Genomic DNA, 20082 nt, shown 5'->3' with positions numbered 1-20082 from the left:
CCCGCCTGACCGGCCTTGCCGTCGGCTGCCTAGCTGGCGGCAAGGCGGCGCGCGCCCTCGCGGGACCGGAAGCGCTAGCCGATCCACCAGTAAAGCCCGGCTGACTACTTTCTCAGCAGGGCACGCCCATCGCGGAGCGCTCCAGCGGCGGGCATATTCCCCCTGTGCCCGATGTCGCGGCCTCATCCGCGCGTGGGCGGTCTGGCGCGTCGGCGTCGGGCCATCGCGCTCAGCGGAGCGGTCGGTGTGACAAGTCCCTTCTGCCATTCCGAGGTCGCGCGAGTCGTTGAGTGCCGGGGGCCGCCGGTCCCGCTCCGTCGGCCCGGGCGGGACGTTACTTCCCTGCGGTTTCAGTCTTCGGGATAGGGCACGATGGCCAGCCAGTACACGCCTGACGGCAGGGCGCATGCCCAGGCCAGCGGCACGGCCCAGGCAGCATGCGGCACGGGCCCGCCGTAGCCGACGACTGACACGACCGTCAGCACCGGCCGGAACCGCCGCGGTACTGCTCTCTACAGCAGCAGGCCGAGCCCGCCCCCGCGATGAGCAGGCGATAGAGTGCCGCGAGCCCGCCGCGCGGTAAGAAGGCTGCGGCGTCATCCCCGACCGAAATCTCCACGACCTTCCCGCGCCAGCTCCGTAAACGCGCCCCTTCACCCTTCGGGCCTCGTCGTAGAGCCGCTCAGGAACCGTGTGCTCCCATCTGCTGCCTCAGCGCGAACGAACTCCACGTAGTACGACGTCGTACCCCCCATTCGGGTCGGAATAGATCGACCGGCCGTAAACGGTCGCGGTCTCGCTCGGCAGGCAGCCCAGCCCGGGAGCACCACAGCGGAAAAGCGCACGCTCATACGCTTGCAGCTCCGTGAGGGGACGGGCGACCCAGAACAGCCCGCGCAGAATCAGCAGGATGCCTGCGGCCGCCCCGCCATGGGCGGCCATACTCATGCTCGAGCCAGCGCCGTACACGGTCCGCCGGGATGCCGGAGAGGCGGCGGAGGGTTCGGATGCGCCGTTCATGGCGGCTCCCGAGGACGGGTGACTTCGTCGAACCGGGCCGTGCGAGCCCCGGCAGCCGTTCTATACGCGCTTCTGCTCGATCGGGCAAGGGCCGGCTGGCTGTCGCCCCTGCTGGCAGCGCACCATCTCAATCGGAGGCTCAGGAACGCCTCGAGTCTTCGCGCTCGGCCATCCCGGCACTTTCTGCGGAGTCCGGCTTGCTAGCGCGTAGCGATTGCGGAGGGTGCTCTCGGCTGTGAGCATCGCCGTACCTGCGTGGCGGACGAGGTCGTGGGCGTGGTGGTCGGGGAACTGACCGCGATGCCGCTGTTGCCGGAAACCTACGCGCCGGCACCGGCAAGGATGCCCGGTATCTGGGCGCCGGGAGGTCCGCGCCGGCCGAGGGTCAGCGGCTGGTTCGTCGAGTGCTGACAAGCGGACCATGTGTCGCTACTGATGTCCGAAGCGCCGATCCGCCTGCTCAACCCTGCCGTTGTCCTGAGAGGGATAGCTATGGCACGGTTCTGAGTGCTGCCACCACGAGCCCTACCGCGCCGAGAACAAACAGGGTCCCCATCAGCAGGGGTACCAGCCAGGCGAAACTCAGAGGATCCATCGTCGGAGACGAAGGTCCCTGACATGTGATCAGGCCGCGTTCGGGCCGATCACAGGCTTCGATGGTGACGACACCGTGGATCGGATACATCGTGTTCTCCACGGCGTCGCTGATCCCTGTGTAGACGCCCCATGTTCCGAGGCTGATCATGAGGAGCGCAATAGAGGCTACATAGGCGAGCTCGGCTCGGAATTTATCGCTCGTGTTCCGCAGCCGCGATAACCATCGCACTCGACTGCCCCCCGGATGGCCCAACGCGTGTCCCGATGGGTCCCCACCTCATCGATCGGCTGTCAACGACTCGACAGAGCAGCACCACAAGCACGGTGATGACCCCCGAAAGCGGCGGCTACTTCGCCGACTGGAGGTCGACGCCGCACGATCGCACGCTGGGCATGGTCGACTTCTCGACCATGCCCCAGCCTCGTCCCTTCCCCGACCAATAGCGCGGCCGACGCCGAACATTGGGGCCGCCACCGTCGGTACCCGCGCCTACGCACCCGACGAGCAGACCGCGATTCAGGTCGTCGGCGGCTCCGTCCAGGTCACCCGACCTTGCGCAGCTCTGCGGCGCCCGACATTCGCGGCTCGGCAGGCGGGCGCCCGGTATCGCGTGGCCCGCGACGAACCGGACGCCCGCAAGAACAGTCATGAGACAGACGGCCGCGACAACACCGCCGAGGAGTTGGCGCCGAGCGTCGGCCGCGCTGACGAAGCCGACGCCCCGGAGCATCAGCCTGCGCCGGCACCGCGTCATCGTGCTAGGTCGGCTCGGTGATGGCGGCCGCCGCCGGTCCTTCGGCCGGCCGTGCCGGGAGCCATTGGGGTTTCGGGTCCTATTCATGGTCGTCGAGGACCAGCAGCGCGCCGGAGGCCACCACCAGCTCAGGGCTATCGGAGAGGATCGGCGCTATGCCGAACTCGCGATGCAACAGCGTCGCGACCAGCGGCATACGGCACGCCCCGCCGACCAGAAACATTCGGTCGTCTCCGCAGCGCGGCGCAGCAGTTCGTGCACCGCGCGGAACGTCCGGATCACGACGGGCCGGGCGAGCTTCTCGACGGTTCCCCGGCCGAGCGGGAGGTCGATGTCGAACAGCGGTACATGGACCAGGGTCGAGGATCGCCTAGACAACAGTTCTTTGGCCGCCCGCAAATCGAGCCGGAAACCGATCGCTGCGCGCCGTTCGCCCACCGTTGACGGCGCCGCGACGCGTTGCCACGCTTAGGGGTCGCGGCCGACCCCAGCGGGCATCTGACGCTGTTCAACCGGGCCAGCCACGACTGGCACGACCTGGACGCCGATCGGAGCAAAGACTCCGAAGAGTTCGCCGACCACTACGACCTCTACCGCAGCGACGCGGTGACGCCGCTACCGGCCGAGGAGATCCCGCTGCTGCGCGCCCTGCGCGACGGCGCGGTCAGCGACGCCGAGATGGTCATCCGCCCGCACGCCCGGCCCACGCGTCACATCGCGGCCAGCGGGCGCAGCTGGAAGCCGCCCACGCCGACCTGGCTGAACAACGTCACCAGCTGGCCGCCACCGTCGCGGAGCTCCAGCGATCCAACGCCGAACTGGAATCCTTCGCCGGAGTGGTCAGCCACGACCTGCTCGCGCCGCTGAGCGTGGTCAAGGGCTACCTCGAAGTACCAGCACCCCGACCGGCCCTGCCGGATCACCCTCACCGCTGATCAGGAGGACGGCGTGTGGACGGGGTCGGTGACCGACAACGGCATCGGCGTCCCCGTCGAGCACTGAGCCAAGGTCTTCGACATGTTCACCCAGCTCGACACCTCTGCCCGGGGCGACGGCATCGGTCTGGCCACCTGTCACCGCATCGTGCAGCGGCCACGGCGGACGGATCTGGGCCACCGAAGGCCCCCGCGGCGGCACCTCGATGTCCTTCACCCTTCCGGCTCCGGCGTGAGTCTGCTCGCTCACTGTCCTGCCGCGCTCGGCGTCGTGTGTTCGCCGCCGTTTGGCTACGGTGACCGCATGGACCCGGAGGCTGCCAAGACGGATGCTGCGGTGATCGCGCGGGTCTGCTCCGCCGGTGGGCTCATCGCCTTGAGCGCTGTGTTGGAACCGTTGCCGCACGACTTCCCGGCGGCGGTCCTGATCCTCCAGCACACCTCACCGGAGTACGACAGTCATCTCGCCGAAATCCTCGACCAGCGCACCGCGCTCCCGGTCCGCGCCGCCACCGACGGACAACCGATCCTCGCCGGACAAGTCTTCGTCGCACCGTCCGGCCGCCACCTGCTCGTCACCCCGCAACGCACCCTCGCGTTGATTCCGTCCGGACGGTTCCCTCCGTCCCGCCCCTCGGCCGATTTGCTGTTGACGACCCTCGCGATGGCGATCGGGCCGCAGGTGATCGCCGTCGTGTTGACCGGCGGCGGCCAGGACGGTGCGACCGGCGCCACCGCGGTGCACCACAGGGGCGGCCTCGTCCTGGCGTCCGACGAGGCCACCTCGCAGTATTTCGCCATGCCCCAAGCCACGATCAACCGCGACAACGCGATCGATCTCGTGCTACCGGTCGACGAGATCGGCCGCCGCCTGATCGAACTGACCAGCACGTCGATCCTCGAACGATCCCCCTCAGTCCCCTCGATGCAGCCGAACCCTAGCGACGCGCGGCTCACTGTGATCAGCCGAGCGGAGCGGGCCTGAGCACCAAGCCAGCGAAGCCGTCCACGTCTGCGCCGGACACGAACGGCGGGGCTCCCGCCCGGTCGAGGGCGGCGGCGGATCGCGGGAAACGCCGGCGGCGGACGCGTCGAGCGCCAGCAGGTCCCTGAAGTCGATTCGCGCCGATCGAAGAAAGCCAGCAAGGCGGAAGGTCAGCCGGCCGTTCGCGTAGGGCGCGGGGTCAGTTTTCGACGAGTAGTCCGGCGCGTAGCTGGGCGAGGGTCTTAGCGAGCAGCCGGGAGACGTGCATCTGGGAGACGCCGATCTCCTGCGCGATCTGCGATTGGCTCATCTCGGCGAAGAACCGTAATCCGAGGATGCGGCGCTCCCGTTCGGGCAGGGCGGCAAGGAGCGGTTGGAGCGCTTCGTGATTCTCGACCAGGGCCATGCCGGGGTCGTCCTCGCCGAGGGTGTGTCCGAGCGTCGGGGAGTCCGGTTCCGGTCCGGTCGGCAGGTCCAGCGAGATCGAGGCGTAGGCGTGGTCGGCCTGCAGGCCGTTAATCACCTCTTCCCTCGGAACGCCCAGGTGCTCCGCCAGGACGCTGGCCGTCGGCGCGCACCCGTCACGCTGGGACAGCTCGTTCACCGCCGCGGTAATGCTCCGCTGTAGTTCCTGCAGTCGGCGCGGCACTCTGACGTCCCAGCCGGTGTCCCGGAAGTGGCGGCGCAGTTCTCCGGTGATCGTGGGGATCGCGAACGCAAGAAACGGGATGTTGCGGGTCGGGTCGAATCGGTCGATCGCTTTCAGCAGGCCGACTCGGGCTACTTGGATCAGGTCGTCGGTCGGTTGGCCGCGGTGGGCGAACTTGCGCGCGAGGTTGTCGGCCAACGGCAGATGCAGGCTGATCAGCTCGTGGCGGGCGACGGTGCGATCCGCGTGCGAGATCGGCAGCAAGGCAAAGCGGCGGAACAGCGGCTCAGTGAGCGGATAGTGCGCGTAGCGCCCGGGGCCGGCGTCACATGGCGCGTGCTCGTGGGGACGCGCTACCGGTGCCACCGTCATGCCTGCTCCGTCCCGCCCCGCTCAGCTCACCGCACGAAAGTGCGGCGGCCCGCGGAGTTCCTGATGTGCTGGTATCCGCTGGCGAGACTCATCAACCGCCTCGCGGTGGGCGGGTACCGTATCTGTGCTGGTTCCGCCGAAGCGGCCTGGCGACGTCAAGGAGTGGCGTACCGACCTACCACCGCCGATCTCGGAGATGGGCCACCTCTGCCGGACCGCGGTGGAGGCTGTGAAGAAACGCTGCTCGGCACGGAACACCGGCCCGGCGTTTCCGGCAAGGGAAGCGGAAACACACTCGTGGACACTGCGTCAACCCCCGCTGGCGTTCCCGCGACCGCCGTCGCCGATGCGGCCTTGCCGTTGGCTGATCTGAGCCGGATCGCGCTCGCGGACCTCTCCCTGCAGCAAGTCCTGGAACGGGTGGCCGTCCTCGCTCGGGACACGATCGCCGGGGCGAGGGAGGTGTCAGTCACGCGGGTGGTCAACGACCGCCCGACTACGCCCGCGTTCACCGGCCGGGCTCGCGCTGGAGCTCGACGAGTCCCAGTACGCCCGCAGTTTTTTCCCCCTGCCTCGACGCCGCCCGCGGCGCCGAGACCATGCACATTCCCGACATGGCCTCGGAGACACGCTGGCCGGAATATTGCCGGGTGGCCGCGCAGCGCGGTGTGCGCAGCGGCCTGTCGATCACGCTGCCGGTGCAGGAGAACGTCGTGGGTGCCTTGAACATCTACGGCGCTCGGCCTCACGCCTTCGCGCCAGGCTCGGTCGAGCTGGGGCTGCAATTCGCCGACTACGCCGCCGTCGCGGTGGCCAACGCCCATCTGTACGCCACGACCCCCGACCTCGCCGACGGCATGCGCGCCGCGATGGCCTCTCGCGCCGTCATCGAACAGGCCAAAGGCATCCTCATCGCCCGCCATGGCTGCTCGCCGGAGGAAGCCTTCGGCCAGCTGACCCAGATGTCCCAGCACGCGAACCGCAAACTGCGTGACATCGCCGCGGCGCTGGTCGCTCAGGCGCAGAACGACGGGACCCCTAACCGCGACCGGCCCCGCGGCTGACTCGTCGTCGAGAAGCGCGCAGTCGCGGGGCGGCAGTGAGGCGGAGGCGGAGCGTGGTTCACGGCACGGCAAACACGCTCGAGGACAAGTGCTTCGCGCGCCTCGACGTCGGCGCGAACGCCTGAGCTCGCTCATGGTTGGCTCAAGCGCGGGTCGTGACGCCATTCGACCAGTAGCAGGCCCGCGTCGTCACGCAGCCGGTCGCCGTGGTGGTCGAGCAAAGCGCGGACCAGCTGACGGAGGGTTTCCGGCGCGGTATGGCCCTGACGGTCGTGGCTGACGAGGAAATCGACGAGACGGTCCACGCCGAAGAACTCGCCGTTGGCGTCGCGCGCTTCGGTCATACCGTCGGTGTAGAAGAGGATCCGATCGCCGCGCACCAGTTGCAGCTCGCACACCGCCCGGGCGCGAGTCAGGCCGATCCCCAAGGGAAGGCCTGCCGGGCAGTCCAGGACCTGGTGCAGGCTGTGGTCGCGGACGAGAAGCGGTGGAGGATGACCGGCCAGCGTCCACCGCAAGAGCCCGGTGTCGATGTCGAGCTGGGCCAGGACTCCGGTGACCAGTTTGCCGGTGCCGAACTGGGCGCGAACCGTGGTGTCGATCTCCGCGGCGGTAGCAGCGAGGTCGAGGTTGCGGCGCCGGGCGTTGCGGTAGCCACCGACGGTCAAACCGGCCAGCACCGCGGACGACAAGTCGTGACCGGCCGCGTCGAACAGCGCGGCGTGCAGGACCGGTCCGTTCATTGGGTAGTCGAACAGGTCTCCGCCGACTTCGTAGGCGGGCTCGACCATGCCGGCGACGACCACCGACTCGGTGGAGAAGGTGCCGGGTGGTAGCAGTGACCACTGGATCTCGGCGGAGGCTGTCATGTCCCGGACCCGCGCCAGCCGGCGGTAAGTGTCGCTGTGGGTACGCTTGGAGATCAGCATCAGCGCGACCAGTGAGGCTAGCCTGCGTGCCCGCCGCACGGTCTTGTCGTCGGGATCGTCCACGGTCAGGCGGAGCACACCGAGGCGTTCGGTGCCGTCGAGGAGGGTGACCCACAGCCAGTGCCCGTCGGGCGCGTCGGTGATCTGGACCTCCAGACTGGTGAACGCAGACCCGGCGGCGCTGGTGTCCACCGACAGCCTGGGCTCGGGCCGACCGCCGCCCGATTTCCGCGGCGGCAGCCACACCAATTGGTCCTGCTCGAGGTCGACCAGGTAGACCATCGGATTACGAAGCCCAAGGGCCCCGCATGCGCCGCTACCAGCGTCGGAAGATCTTCGGGATGGCATTGGTGCGACGCGTGGAGCAACGCGTCGAACATGTCTTCACCGGGACCGAGCTGATCATCGACCATTACCGCGCTGCCTCCGCGACCTCCCGATTTCACGACCGGAGGACGATGCTACGCGGCCCCCCCCGCACTCGCCGCAGGGTTCTTGCCTGCCTGATGGCGGCTCCCCTCGGCAGCTGATCCACGCCCGAGTCGAGCACACCATTGTCGGCGCGAAAGGCTCGCAGGTTTCGACGGCTCCGTTGGGGCACCTGACCCAGATTCACTCCTTTGTTAACTTTGCTCACATTTGCGTCTATCGTAAGTACCTGCGCTACTGCGCAGGGCAGAGGCGACCCCTGGGAGGGCTTGTGCCCGAACACCGTGGCGACCGGGTGAGTTGCGACTCCCAGTCGCTGGATGATCCCGAGGCGGTGCTGGCCGCCGCGCTCGACGCCTACATCGGCTTCAAGAGCGACGGCCGGGTGGTGGCGTGGAATCCGGCGGCCGAGAAGACGTTCGGGTATTCCCGCACGGAGGCCTGCGGGCAGCGCCTCGCTGACCTGATCATTCCGCCGCAGGACCGCGACCGGCACGTCGCCGCGCTCGCCGATCTGGCCGCCGGGGATCCCGATGGGCTCCTCGGGCAGCGGCAGGAACGGACCGTGCGGCACCAGGATGGGCGTGAGTTTCCGGTCGAGATCGCGATCACCGCCACCGGCTCCCCCGACGTCTCGGACGGCCAGCGGTTCCACATGTTCGCCCACGACGCCACCACCGTGGTGCGGACCCGGCGATTCGCCGCGGTGGAGGCCGCCGTCGCCCGCGGCATGGTCGAGGCGTCCTCCAGCACCGAAGCCGCGCGCCGGGTCGTCGATGCGCTCGGAACGCAGATGCGCTGGCCGGTCGCCGAACTTTGGCTGACCGACGACGAACGACAGATGCTGGCGTGCGCGGGCCGGCACGTGGCTCCCGGCTGGAAACTCGGCGGATTCGCCCTCAGCGAGATCGAGCCGGGCGTCGGTCTGGCCGGCCGGGTCTACCAACAGGCCCGACCGGACTGGATCCCCGACCTCGCCGCAGACTTGCGCTCGGCCCGCAGCCGCGCCGCCGACGCGGCCGGGCTGCACGTCGCGGTCGGCGTACCGATTCGCACCGGCGGACAGACCCTCGGGGCGCTCTGCGTCTACGGCGACTGGATCGAAGACCCCGAAGACACCCTCATCACGCTGCTCACCGGCCTGGCCGCCCAAGTCGGCCAGTACCTCGAGCGCCGCCGCGCCGAAGAACTTGCCGTGGAACTCGCGCACACCAAAGACGAGTTCCTCGCACTGGTCACCCACGAACTACGCAATCCGCTGACGGTGATCGTCTCCACCGCCGAACTCCTCGAGGATGACCTCGCCGAGTTGACCGTCGCCGAGCAGTACGAGCACTTGCGCACGATCACTCGCAGCGCTCACCGCATGGTGGTTATCGCCAACGACCTGCTCGACCTGGCCCGGCTGGAATCTGGCCACCTGGCCGTCCACCCCGCCGACACCGACCTCTGCCTCATCATGCGGGAATCAGCACACGCTCACACCGCCCAGATCGAAGCCAAGAACCTCACCCTGGGGATCGAACTGCCCGAGCGACTCGAGCTGCACGCCGACGCCGACCGGCTGCGCCAGGTCGCGGACAACCTGCTCTCGAACGCGATCAAGTACACCCCTGCCGGCGGCACCATCACCCTCAGCGCCGCAGCCGGCGACACCCCCGACGGCATCACCTGGAGCGTCGCGGACACCGGCATCGGCATTCCGGCCGCCGACCGGCCCAGGCTCTTCCGCCGCTTCTACCGCGCCTCCACCGCTGTCGACCGCCGCATCCCCGGCACCGGCCTGGGCCTGGTCATCACCCGGGCCATCATCGACCGCCATCAAGGCAGCATCGAACTGACCGACCACCCCGGACCGGGCACGACCTTCACCATCCACCTGCCGACCAAGCCCGGCCAGGACGGACCGTTGGCCTAACGACGTCCGCGCTGCGGCGCGAGCGTGCGAGACCATCCGCCCGCACATCCGCTCCCACCACTCTGCTCGGGTTTAAGCCTTACTTTTCGGGCATAAGCTCCAAAATGTTCGTTCCGGCTGTCACCAGGAACGGTCGCCAGTTCTGCCGGGACGGTGAGTTCGGCACCCAGGGCCGCGACCTCGGACCGGGGATTGCCGGCGGGGCTCAGAGAGCAGGTGCGCGTCATGGTGGTCGAAGACGCCGGGGTATTGGCTGACCCGGCGCGGCTAGCGGCGGTGGACCGGTTCCGGCGGATGTTGTCGGCCATGCCTATCCCACTGGAAGGCACCGCCCGGCTTGCCGCGCGCCTCCTGGACGCACCGATGGCGTTGATCACCCTGGTCGGTGACGCGTCGGAGTACTTCGCCGGATCATTCGGCGCTCCGGAGTCGCTGGTCGCCGGCGGGCAGGCCTCGGCGGCGTATTCGGTGTGCAAGTACATCGTCAGCGCCGACGCGCCCGTCTCCAGCGACGACGTCCACGCCGACGAGGATCAGCGGATCCGCGAGCACCCACTCGTCACTGAGTACGGCGTCCGTGCGTTCCTGGGCGTGCCGCTGCGCGACGCGGACGACCGGCCGGTCGGATCTCTCAGCGTCATGGACACCCGACCCCGCACATGGTCGGACACCCATTGGTCGACCCTGCTGGAGATGACCGTCCTGATCAGCCAGGTACCGGCCGCCGCCCCGCGGACAGGAACTCTGCTGCTGAACGCCCTTGACACCACTGAAGTCCTCGACGCGATCGCCGAGGCGTTCCTCACCCTCGACGCCGAGGGCGTGGTCACCGGGTGGAACACCGCCGCGCGAGAACTCTTCGGATTCACCGCGACGGAGGCCTGCGGCCAGCCCGTGGCCGAGCTCTTGGCCGCCGAATACACAGGCCGCCCCGTCCAACACCTGGCAACCGGTCTGTTGACCGGGCAGATACACGGGCCGGTCTCCGGCCCAGTGACCTTGCGAGCCCGCGACGGGCGCCGCATCCACGCCCAAGCGCGGCTCACCCTGATGCGCGGCGCTGGCGGGAGGACCGTCTGCGTCTTCCTCACCGACGTCACCGCGCAAGTCGCCGCCGCAGAAACCGCGCAAGCCGCCGCCGCGCAGGCCGAAGTAGACGCCGAGGACCAGCGCGGCTTCGCCGAAGCACTCCTCGACAGCCTCGGCGAAGGCGTGATCGCCGTCGACGCCGAAGGCCGACCCGTGGTGTTCAACCGGGCGCTGCGCGAACTGCACGGTCTGCCGGCCGACATGCCCCTGGCCCAGGCGCGCACCATCGCTCTGCCCCGCCTGCACCATCCCGACGGCACCCCCATCGATCGCCACGACCTGGCCGTGACGCACGCTCTAGGCGGCCGGACCATCCGCGACGAAGAAGTGCTCATCCGCGAGCCCGGCCGCCCCGACCGGTACATGCTGGCCAGCGCCCAACCCGTCCTCGGCCGCTACGGCCGGCCGATCGGCGCGGTCACCACCGTGCAAGACATCACCGAACGCCGCCGCGCCGAACAAATCCGCAATTGCGAACTGACCATCGCGAACATCCTCAACCAGCCCGGCACCCTGACCGAACTCGCACCCGCCCTGCTGCGAACCACCGCCCGAACCCTCGGCTGGCCCTGCCTCACCCTTGGCCTGATCGACTCGACAACCGATTCGCTGCGGATCCTCGGGCAATGGGCCGCCGAGGGCTACGACCTGCACGGCCTGATTCCCGACCGCTTTCCCCGATCCAATTCAGGCCTGCTGGCGACGGTATGGGCCACCGGGCAACCCGCATGGGTGCCCGACCTCGCAGCGGCTCAAGCGACCAACCCGCAGCACACAGCGCTCGCCCGGGCCTACCTCGACCGGGGGCTGCGGGCAATGTTCTGCGCACCGATCCGCGACGGCGACGAGGTCCTCGGGATGCTGTCAGGCTTCGCCGGGACCACGGAAACCGACGACTTCCTGCCCACCGGTCTGCTCACCGCGGTCGCCGCCCAGATCGGGCAGTTCCTGGCCCGCCGACGCGCCGAGGACCTGGCCCGGGAGCTAGCCGGTGCCCGGGCGGACTTCACCGCCCTGATCGGCCACGACATGCGCACACCGCTGACCACCATCGCCACCTACACCGAGTACCTACTCGACGACCCCGCCCCGCGCCCCGACACCGACCGCCAACTCCTCGAGGGCATCGACCGCAACGCCACCACACTGCGCGAACTCCTCGAAGGCCTCCTCGACCTCGCCGCCCTGGAATCCGGGCACCACGCCCTCGACACCCGCACCCTCGATCTGAGCACCGTGCTGGCGCGCGCCTGCGACGCCGCAGCAACCGCCGCCGCGGCCTCCTGCGTCGACCTCCACCCTCGGATCCGCCCCGACGTCACGGTGACCGGTGATCCCGACCGGCTCCGGCAGCTGGCCGACACGCTGCTGGCCACTGCGATCACCGCCTCGGCCTCTGGCGGCGACCTGCAGGCTGCCCTCGAGCAGGCCGACGGAGCGGTCCAGCTGACGATCACCGCACCCGCACACATCGACTCCGGAAAAGCCTTCCGCCGGTTCTCCGAAGCCAACACCAGCGGCACCGGCGACACGGCCACCCCCGGCATGAGCCTGCTGCTGTGCCGGGTCATCGCCGAACGCCACGGCGGCACCCTCACCCTCACCGACGACGCCGAGTCCACCACCGTCACCGTCCGGCTCCCCCAGCCCACGCCCAACTCCCCCGCGTGAGACGGCAGCCCCTGACAGCGGAGCCACCTACGCGGATCGTCGACTAATGGTGCGTAGTGGCAGGAAGCTCATACCAGGCCAGCGGTAGCAGTCGGGGCACCCGAGCCCCCAGCGGTTCACTAGCTAGCCCTTCAGTTGTCCCCGACGCCTGAACAACGCCACCGACAGCAGCACACCGATCCCCGCGAGCCCGTGGTCGTCACCGCCTGCGCCGATTCCACAGGTCTCGTGGCTCCTGGCCGCACGGTCGCGGCCGGAACGACGGCGGCGAGCAGCAGTGCGGTCGCCGTGACGACCTGCGGCAGCAGGCACCCGCGCGTGCGTCGGCGATCCACGACGGGTTACTCAACGACTGGGGTCTACGGGTGCGCGACGACGTGGTCCGGATGCAGGTCTAGCGCTCCGGCGAGGAGGTGCGTCGCTGACAGCCCGGCGAGTCGGTCGATGTGTGAGCCGAGGGCGAGGCGGGCCCCGGGCGAGGCGGATCAGCGCGGAGCGCTGTGGTGGCGGCGATGGCCCTCCGACCGGCGCTTTGTTTCCCTTAACTCCGCGCAGTGAGGGACGTCTGTGCTGCTGGAGGGCTCCGAGTGGTGCCCGGCGTCCAGCGGAGGGGGCGCAATGACGGGACGCCCTGCGATCGGCGTACGTGCCCCCGAGCGTCGGGTTTTGTCGGTGCTCAGACCCGGCGGTGGCTGCTGGCCATCGCTGTGGCCGTGCACCTGAGTTTCGCCAGCACGGGGAATGGGGCCGCTTCCCCGTTTGTGTTCTGGTCGCCGTGGGCGCTAGTCGAGTGCGTTCTGGGCATCTGCGCCGCTGTGATCACCGCCCGCGTGCTGCTCTTCCGCGAATTCCGGCTGGCCTGGGGCCTGGCTGCGGCCGCGGCATGGTTGTGCTGCGCCGGTTACGTCCTCTACGACCGGGAGCTGGAACCGGGACAGCCAATTCCCGCGTTCTCCTCGGCCGATCTGCTGTGGCTTCCCACCTTGCCCCTGCTGGGCTGCGCGATCTGGCTGGTGTCGCGTCCCCTGATCGGCGGAATTGGCCGCACCACCCTGCTCGATGCCATCGCCGCGGGCAGCCTGGCGGCAGCCGCGATGGCGCTTGTCCTCGGCGGTGACGTACTGACCTGGCATTCCCGGAGCATGTCTGACGCGCTAGGGACCCTGGCCTATCCGGCCGGCACGATGATCATCATCGGGCTGCTGGCCGCCACCGGCGCGCTGACCGGCTGGCGGGTGAACCGAGCATGGTCACTGCTGGCCGCCGCCATAGCAATCGTCGCCGTCGACAACGCACTGCTCTGCCGCATGGTCGCCGCCGCGCTACCCGGCTCCGAGCGCATCGACCCGCTGCGGGCCCTCGTCGGGCTGCTGGTCGCCGCCGCGTCATGGCAGTCGCCGCACCGCCCAACCAGCCGGCCGCTGGAACGTCGGGCCCTGGTCGCCCCGCTGATCTGCATCGCCTCGGCAGGACTGATCCTCGTCGGAGTGCGGTTGAGCTCCGCTACCCCGGTCGCGGCGATCGTCGCCGGGCTGGCGCTGCTGGCAGCTACCGCACGGATCGCGTTCAGCGTCCGCGTGCTCTTCGACGCCCATCAGCACCAGCGACTCGCGGTCACCGACGAGCTGACCGGTCTCTACAACCGCCGCGGATTCCTCCGCGGCGCCGAGCAGACCCTGGCCCGGTCTGCCCGTGACTCGATCCGAGGCCTCCTGCTGCTGGACCTGGACCGGTTCGCCGACGTCAACAACGGCCTGGGCCACCAGGCCGGAGACCAGGTACTGACCGGGTTGGCGCCCCGGCTGAGCGCCGTCACCGGCCCCAGTGACTTGGTGGCCCGGCTCGGTGGCGACGAATTCGCGGTCCTGACGTCCGTGTCCTCACCTGCTGAGCTGGACCTGTTCGCTACTCGGCTGCTCGAGGCGGTTCGCCAGCCACTGCCGGTCGGCGGCATCGCCGTTCCCCTCGACGTCAGCATCGGCGTCGCCGGGGGAACCGATGCCTCCGCAGACACGCCCGCGCAGCGCACGCTGGAGTTGCTGCGCTGCGCGGACACCGCGATGTTCCGCGCGAAAGCCGACCGCTGCGGCTACCGACGCTACGACACTCTGGGCCCCGACCGGCAACGCGACGCCCTCGTGCTCGCCGCCGACCTCCGCGTCCTGCTCAACCAGCCCGACCACGAGGAATTGGAACTGCACTACCAACCCCTGGTCGCAGTCGACACACTCGCCCCGCCCCGCCTCGAGGCCCTCGTGCGCTGGAGGCACCCGCGGCACGGGCTCGTCCCACCGGACGCATTCATCGGCCTCGCCGAGCGCACCGGACTGATGCCCTTGCTGACTCGCCGTGTGCTCCACATGGCCCTCGACCAAGTTGCAGAGTGGGAAGCCGGTGGCTCACCGACCGGCGTCTCGGTCAACCTTTCCGCTTCCGACCTGCTGGATCCTGCACTCGCCGACGAAATCCTGGTCGGCCTCTCCGCGCGAAACCCCAAAACGGACACGCTGACGGTCGAGATCACCGAACTGGTCGCAATCCACGATCTGCACACCGGTCACGCCGTCCTCACCCAGCTCCGCGCGGCCGGACTCGGGGTCGCGATCGACGACTTCGGCACCGGATACTCGGCCCTCTCCTACCTCGCACGACTCCCGGCCACCGAACTGAAGCTAGATAGATCACTGACCTTCGGACTTCTGAACGACCCGCCTCCGCCGCGATCGTCCGAGCCTGCATCGACCTGGCCCACACCCTCGCACTCGAAGTGGTCGCCGAAGGCGTCGAGGAACAGGCCCAAGCCAACGCACTCATCGCCGCCGGCGCCGACCGGCTCCAAGGCTGGATGTTCGGCAAACCCCAACCCGCCGGCCCTCACCCACCCGTCGCGCCGCACCTCAAGGTCTCGATGACGTAGCCCGGCTGGCTATGTCCGTGTGATCGGTTCTCGTCGACAAAGCCACCCGGCTCGAATCGAGCGCCCGCCCTGAATTCGGACAGCCAGCGTTCCCGGATCCGTCAGACCGAAGAGCATCTGAGATGCCACCAGGATGCTGTCCGCACGCATCGTCTGCTGACGCGTCTGCAGTCCCCGGTCGGTAACGCTAGGAACCGCCAGAACCACCAGGTGGTGCCGCTGCCCGAGCACCGGCAGATCTAGGACGAGAGCCAATCCGTCAACGCCGGCACCTCCGGCGTCTGATCGATCACCATCGCCAACTCGGCCAAGGAGTAGCAGTCGACCACGGTCCGGCCCGCGTGGCTGACCCGGAAGGCCGATCGCGCCGCACTGGCCGTCCCGCCTCGGGAAAGGTCGATCTGATCGATTCGCCAGCGGCCGGAGCTCAACACATCGGTTGATTGTGCCGTGCCACGGTTGCAGTCTCACCACAGCCGCGGGCGCGGCGCAGTGCTCATGAGTGAGGGCCGGCCGCACAGCGCGACCGGCCCTCGACGACGACAGCGATCAGACCGCGCGGTGACCGCGGCGGCCCCAGAACCCGGCGACCAGCGCGACCCCGACGGCAGCCAGCACGATCTGGAAGATCAGCTCGATCCAGTCGAAACCCTTGGTGTCGGCCACGCCGACACCGCGGGCGATCGCGGTACCGAGCAGAGCAGCGACGATGCCGATGACAATGGTCAGCCAGATCGGGAGATTCTGCTTGCCCGGAACGACCAGGCGCCCCAGGGCGCCGATGATCAAGCCGACGACGAGTGCGGAAATGATGCCGGCAACAGTCACTGGAAACAGCCTCTCTTCGCTGCCGCGCGGCACGCGGCGTATCGGTCGGCATAATGCCCGGGCACCGTTTAGGCAAACACGTCGACTACTTTGACCGCCCCCATTCGGCAGTTACGGGCGTCTCCGGCGACCGTGTTCACCGCAGATTCGGTGACCCTTTGCATCCGGGAGTGGTCGAGGGTTTCGCCTCGTCGCCGCGGAGTCATACCGACTGTGGCTACCGCTCCGGCGACGGGAAGGACCAACCATGACCGGGTCGCACGAGCAAGGCTCCGATCGGGTGCCGCTCTCGCTATGGGAGGAGACGTTTCGTCCTGACCCAGCGGTGGCCCGCACCATTCGCCAGCGGGTCCGGCGCCTGCTCGGCGACTGGAAAATCCCGGGGACCTCCGCGGAGGACACGGTGCTAGTGGTCCAGGAAATGGTGTCCAATGTCGTCGACCACGCCCGGACGCCGTTCCGGCTGGCCGCCCAGCTCTGCGGACCGGCAGTAAAGGTGTGTATCCGCGATTACAGCGCAGCGCCGATCAGTCCGCGAGCACACGACACCGGTGCTTCCCGGCGCCGGGGAGTGCAGCTGATCGCTGCGATGTCCGAGAACTGGGGCTGCCAGACAGAGGAGCCCGGGAAAACAGTATGGGCCGCGATACCGGTGTGAAACATTGGCGCGCGCGAGATGCAATGCTGTGCAGTTCTGGGCCAATCCGGAAGGCCGAGCAGCGGTACAGCTGTATCGCTGGGGCCTCGGTGGACTGATTACCGTGACCGGGCCGACTCGTCGGCGGAGTCGGTGATCTGGATAACCTGATCGAGACCGGTCAAGGCCATCGGGCGGCGAACGGCGTACGGGGTTGCCGCTACCTGCAGGGAGCCACCGCGCGCGGCGGTCGCCTGGTGAAGACCGACCAGCGCGCCGAGGCAGCTGGAGTCGCAGAACGCCAGCCGGGTCGCGTCGATGATGATGTTGCGGAAGCCCTCTTCGAGCAGCGCGTGCAGCTGGGCGGGAAGGCTTCCGTCGGAGAGGGCGCCCCACTCGCCGATCACTGTGGCGGTGACCGTCTGCCCGTCGACGTGCCGGCGGACGGTGTACTCCAGCGTGTCGTCGCTCACGACGGCAGATTCGCTGCTGGAGGATCGGTCGAAACGCGCGGCTGGCGTCCGGCCCGCATGGGCACGCCCACGCTGGGGTTCGGCGCCCTTTCCAGGCGCCGAACCCCAGTCGAGTACATCAGGCAAGCTCAGCTGCCGGGCTTGGCCACCCCGAACATCAAGACCCGGCGCTCGACGTCGTAGTACACGGTGTCTTGGCGTTTGAGGACATCCTGGAGATTGTCGGCGTCTTCGGCGGTCACCGAGATGACCTCCTCCCAGGCGCCCTCGTCGCAGACCAGCTGCAGTGTCCACAGGCCGGGTTCGGTGTTGCTGCCGGCGACGAAGCTGAACTGGTAGTGGCTGACCTGCCGGACCTTGATGCTGTTGTCGGTGACCCGCGCGCCGCTGTTGGAAGCCACGATGCTCCTCCATTGGTCAGTCGATGATGCCATCGGATAGCCCGGCAGCGGGCGACTATGCCCTCAGACCCGGAGTCGCACACGAATGCCTCGAGCGAACACCGGCGGCCAGAACGGTCCATAGTGGTATTCGAACAATTCCTTTAGCGGTACTCCGCACCTCCGCGCCACCGACTCGACCAGCAATCGCCACCACGTCGCCGCAGGTGACGGCGCAGAGGAGGCGACGACCGAACTTTGCCACGCGCGAATGTAAATGTCCTGATTAGAATAATGCGCGACGATCCGTGCTGTTTAGCGACTTTCGGGCGGTGCTATCACCGGGCCGTGTTCAACCGGCTGTCCGCAGCCGATAGCCGAAAGCTCGAGAGGAACCAGAACTGTGCTGAGCCAGGAGCAGATTACCGCACTGATCGACGCGACCGCCTACGACCCGTCGGGCGACAAGATCGGTTCGATCAAGCAGGTCTACCTCGACGACCGGACCGACCAGCCGCAGTTCGCCACCGTCCACACCGGCCTGTTCGGGCTGAAGGAAACTTTCGTACCGCTCGAGAGCGCCCAGGTCGACGGTGACCGCGTCGTCGTGGCCGTCGACAAGCAGCAAGTCAAAGACGCCCCGAGCATCGACCCGGACGGCCACGACGGCGCGCTGACCCCGGAGCAGGTCGCCGAGCTCTACCAGCACTACCGCATCCCGTCGCAGGCCACCGGCACCCGCGACACGTACGCCGGCCGGCAGGAGGGCGCCGACGCCCGGCACGAGACCGAACGCGGCCGTCACTCCGGTGACGACAACGCGATGACCCGGTCGGAAGAGCGGCTCAACGTCGGCACCGAGACCCATGAGGCCGGCCGGGCGCGGCTGCGCAAGTACGTCGTCACCGAGAACGTGCAGACGACCGTTCCGGTCAGCCACGAAGAGGTCCGGATCGAACGCGAGCCGATCACCGAGGCCAACCGCGGCCAGGCCTTCGATGGCCCTGCCATCTCCGAAGCCGAGCACGAGGTCACCCTGCACGCCGAAAAGCCGGTCGTGGAGAAGGAAGCCGTTCCGGTCGAGCGGGTTCGGCTGGGCACCGAGACCGTCACCGAGCAGCGCACCGTCGGCGGCGAAGTCCGTAAGGAGCGCATCGACACCGACGGCGTCGACGAGAGCCGCTGACCGCTCCCCCATCGCTCCGGTGTGCGCGCGCCGGGCTTCCCGAATTCGGGGAGCCCGGCGCGGGTGTGTCAACCTCGGCGTGTAGCGCTGGCCGCCACTCGTAATCGATTGAGAATCTGAGCACCCGGGTACCTGCGAGTGAACCACCGCAGGAAGGAACTGCCATGGCGATGGCAGCGGAGGGCAGGCGACACCGCGACGCGCGCAGCGTTACTGCCTTGCGCTCAGCGCGCCCGGCTGCGATCCCCTGGCCAACAACTGCGGCTCCCGGACAGCGGTAAGTCGGCTTCGTTACCGAATCCGGTTGATCGCTTACCTCGGCGCGGCGTTGCGTCCCGTCCCCGGTTTTAGGAGGTACCTCATGGCCAGTCCCACCCCAGCGTCAGCCTCTACTCCACCCGGCGAGCTGTCCACCGGCGAACTCGTCACCCGGATCACCGGACAGGTCTCCACCCTGGTTCGCGACGAGCTCGCGCTGGCCCGCGCCGAGCTCACCGAGAAAGGCAAGAAGGCCGGAGTGGGCGCCGGGCTGTTCGGCGGCGCGAGCGTCGCGGCGCTCTATGGCGTCGGCGCTCTGCTGACTGCCGCTATCGCGGCACTCGCCCTGGTGCTACCGGTCTGGGCCACCGCGCTGATCGTCGCAGCCATCCTCTTCGTCGTCGCGGGCGTCGTCGCCCTCCTCGGGAAGAAGAACCTTTCGCAGGCCACACCGCCGGTGCCGGCCGAAGCCGTCGAAGGCGTCAAGACCGACGCTCGGATCATCAAGGAGCACGCACACCGATGACGACCTCCCCTCCGGCCAAGTCGGACCCGTCGACCGACCCGGACGCGCTGCGCGCCGAAATCGCCGAAAACCGCGCCGAGCTAGGTGACACCGTCGACGCGCTGGCCGCCAAGACAGACCTTCGCGGCCGGGCGCAGGCCCGGCTCGCCGACACCCGGGCCCGCGCCCGGCAGACATCCGCCCCGGCCGCCGTCACCGCGCGAGCCAAGGCCGGACCCGCCGTCGAGAAAGCGCGCGGCTACACCGCCACCGCGCGGCAGGCCGCCACCGACAGCAGCCCGCGCACTCGTGCCCTGTCCGGCGCCGGTGCGGTCACCCTGCTGGTTCTGGTCCTCGTCGGTGTCCGTCGGCGGCGGCAGGCAGCCCGTGCCCCCTGGTACCGGCGGCGCTGAGGACAGACGTCGGGTGGATCCGTGGTCAGGCGGGCGGACCATACCCGCCTGACTTGCTCGGAAGACAGCACA

General features: G+C 68.8%; 17 protein-coding genes and 2 pseudogenes. 11 read left to right on the top strand and 8 right to left on the bottom strand.

Annotated features, from left to right (window positions below):
- Window positions 1-1510: 1510 nt before the first annotated feature.
- Both ACGFY5_RS43245 and ACGFY5_RS43240 read right to left on the bottom strand, forming a co-directional pair.
- Window positions 1511-1765 carry a hypothetical protein gene (locus ACGFY5_RS43245; RefSeq protein ID WP_392730693.1) on the bottom strand — a complete coding sequence of 85 codons (255 nt, stop codon included), beginning with the start codon at window positions 1763-1765 and terminating at the stop codon, window positions 1511-1513.
- Window positions 1766-2451: 686 nt separating this feature from the next.
- Complete coding sequence (locus ACGFY5_RS43240) at window positions 2452-2595, bottom strand: hypothetical protein (RefSeq protein WP_392730692.1); 144 nt, start codon at window positions 2593-2595, stop codon at window positions 2452-2454.
- A 236-nt stretch (window positions 2596-2831) separates the two neighbouring features.
- Between ACGFY5_RS43240 and ACGFY5_RS43235 the strand changes: the two genes are divergently transcribed.
- Both ACGFY5_RS43235 and ACGFY5_RS43230 read left to right on the top strand, forming a co-directional pair.
- Window positions 2832-3239 (top strand): hypothetical protein, encoded by a 408-nt coding sequence (locus tag ACGFY5_RS43235; RefSeq protein WP_392730689.1) that lies wholly within the window; start codon window positions 2832-2834, stop codon window positions 3237-3239.
- Window positions 3240-3611: 372 nt separating this feature from the next.
- Entirely contained in the window at window positions 3612-4292 is a 681-nt protein-coding gene (locus ACGFY5_RS43230; protein ID WP_392730686.1) for a chemotaxis protein CheB, read from the top strand.
- A 199-nt stretch (window positions 4293-4491) separates the two neighbouring features.
- Here the strand turns inward: ACGFY5_RS43230 and ACGFY5_RS43225 are convergent, their stop codons facing one another.
- Window positions 4492-5313 carry an RNA polymerase sigma factor SigF gene (locus tag ACGFY5_RS43225; protein WP_392730683.1) on the bottom strand — a complete coding sequence of 274 codons (822 nt, stop codon included), beginning with the start codon at window positions 5311-5313 and terminating at the stop codon, window positions 4492-4494.
- Window positions 5314-5882: 569 nt separating this feature from the next.
- Here ACGFY5_RS43225 and ACGFY5_RS43220 point away from each other — a divergent pair.
- Together ACGFY5_RS43220 and ACGFY5_RS43215 are read left to right on the top strand one after the other, a co-directional pair.
- Window positions 5883-6065 (top strand): annotated as a pseudogene (locus ACGFY5_RS43220) (histidine kinase); the annotation flags it as partial.
- 105 nt (window positions 6066-6170) lie between these two features.
- Entirely contained in the window at window positions 6171-6377 is a 207-nt protein-coding gene (locus tag ACGFY5_RS43215; RefSeq protein WP_392730712.1) for an ANTAR domain-containing protein, read from the top strand.
- 131 nt (window positions 6378-6508) lie between these two features.
- Here ACGFY5_RS43215 and ACGFY5_RS43210 read toward each other — a convergent pair whose 3' ends face one another.
- Window positions 6509-7588, bottom strand: a complete 1080-nt coding sequence (locus ACGFY5_RS43210; RefSeq protein WP_392730680.1) for a PP2C family protein-serine/threonine phosphatase — start codon at window positions 7586-7588, stop codon at window positions 6509-6511.
- A gap of 418 nt (window positions 7589-8006) precedes the next feature.
- Here ACGFY5_RS43210 and ACGFY5_RS43205 point away from each other — a divergent pair, with 418 nt between their 5' ends.
- From ACGFY5_RS43205 to ACGFY5_RS43195, 3 genes and pseudogenes are all read left to right on the top strand, one after another.
- A complete protein-coding gene (locus ACGFY5_RS43205; protein WP_392730677.1) occupies window positions 8007-9653 on the top strand; it encodes an ATP-binding protein in 1647 nt (548 codons plus the stop codon).
- Window positions 9654-9878: 225 nt separating this feature from the next.
- Window positions 9879-12413 carry a PAS domain-containing protein gene (locus tag ACGFY5_RS43200; protein ID WP_392730674.1) on the top strand — a complete coding sequence of 845 codons (2535 nt, stop codon included), beginning with the start codon at window positions 9879-9881 and terminating at the stop codon, window positions 12411-12413.
- 1094 nt (window positions 12414-13507) lie between these two features.
- Window positions 13508-15330, top strand: a pseudogene (locus ACGFY5_RS43195) (putative bifunctional diguanylate cyclase/phosphodiesterase).
- A gap of 239 nt (window positions 15331-15569) precedes the next feature.
- Here the strand turns inward: ACGFY5_RS43195 and ACGFY5_RS43190 are convergent.
- Window positions 15570-15764: a hypothetical protein gene (locus ACGFY5_RS43190; protein WP_392730671.1), complete on the bottom strand. Its 195-nt coding sequence runs from the start codon at window positions 15762-15764 to the stop codon at window positions 15570-15572.
- Between the two features lie 115 nt (window positions 15765-15879).
- Entirely contained in the window at window positions 15880-16158 is a 279-nt protein-coding gene (locus ACGFY5_RS43185; protein WP_392730669.1) for a GlsB/YeaQ/YmgE family stress response membrane protein, read from the bottom strand.
- Window positions 16159-16405: 247 nt separating this feature from the next.
- Here ACGFY5_RS43185 and ACGFY5_RS43180 point away from each other — a divergent pair, with 247 nt between their 5' ends.
- Window positions 16406-16816, top strand: coding sequence for an ATP-binding protein (locus ACGFY5_RS43180; protein ID WP_392730668.1), 411 nt, complete (start codon window positions 16406-16408; stop codon window positions 16814-16816).
- A gap of 98 nt (window positions 16817-16914) precedes the next feature.
- Here ACGFY5_RS43180 and ACGFY5_RS43175 read toward each other — a convergent pair whose 3' ends face one another.
- Both ACGFY5_RS43175 and ACGFY5_RS43170 read right to left on the bottom strand, forming a co-directional pair.
- Window positions 16915-17268: an STAS domain-containing protein gene (locus tag ACGFY5_RS43175; RefSeq protein WP_392730665.1), complete on the bottom strand. Its 354-nt coding sequence runs from the start codon at window positions 17266-17268 to the stop codon at window positions 16915-16917.
- Window positions 17269-17396: 128 nt separating this feature from the next.
- Window positions 17397-17669: a hypothetical protein gene (locus tag ACGFY5_RS43170; protein ID WP_392730663.1), complete on the bottom strand. Its 273-nt coding sequence runs from the start codon at window positions 17667-17669 to the stop codon at window positions 17397-17399.
- Between the two features lie 382 nt (window positions 17670-18051).
- Between ACGFY5_RS43170 and ACGFY5_RS43165 the strand changes: the two genes are divergently transcribed.
- The 3 genes from ACGFY5_RS43165 to ACGFY5_RS43155 all read left to right on the top strand — a co-directional run bounded on the left by ACGFY5_RS43165 (window position 18052) and on the right by ACGFY5_RS43155 (window position 20010).
- Complete coding sequence (locus ACGFY5_RS43165) at window positions 18052-18834, top strand: DUF2382 domain-containing protein (protein WP_392730660.1); 783 nt, start codon at window positions 18052-18054, stop codon at window positions 18832-18834.
- Window positions 18835-19195: 361 nt separating this feature from the next.
- A complete protein-coding gene (locus ACGFY5_RS43160; RefSeq protein ID WP_392730658.1) occupies window positions 19196-19618 on the top strand; it encodes a phage holin family protein in 423 nt (140 codons plus the stop codon).
- Window positions 19615-20010, top strand: coding sequence for a DUF3618 domain-containing protein (locus ACGFY5_RS43155; protein ID WP_392730655.1), 396 nt, complete (start codon window positions 19615-19617; stop codon window positions 20008-20010). The genes ACGFY5_RS43160 and ACGFY5_RS43155 overlap by 4 nt, the downstream gene beginning before the upstream one ends.
- Window positions 20011-20082 lie beyond the last annotated feature (72 nt).

Origin of the sequence: Cryptosporangium sp. NPDC048952, from assembly GCF_043197895.1 — a bacterium.
GTDB lineage: Bacteria > Actinomycetota > Actinomycetes > Mycobacteriales > Cryptosporangiaceae > Cryptosporangium.
The sequence above is the reverse complement of the archived record's forward strand: the minus strand, read 5'-3'. Positions and strand labels throughout refer to the sequence as shown.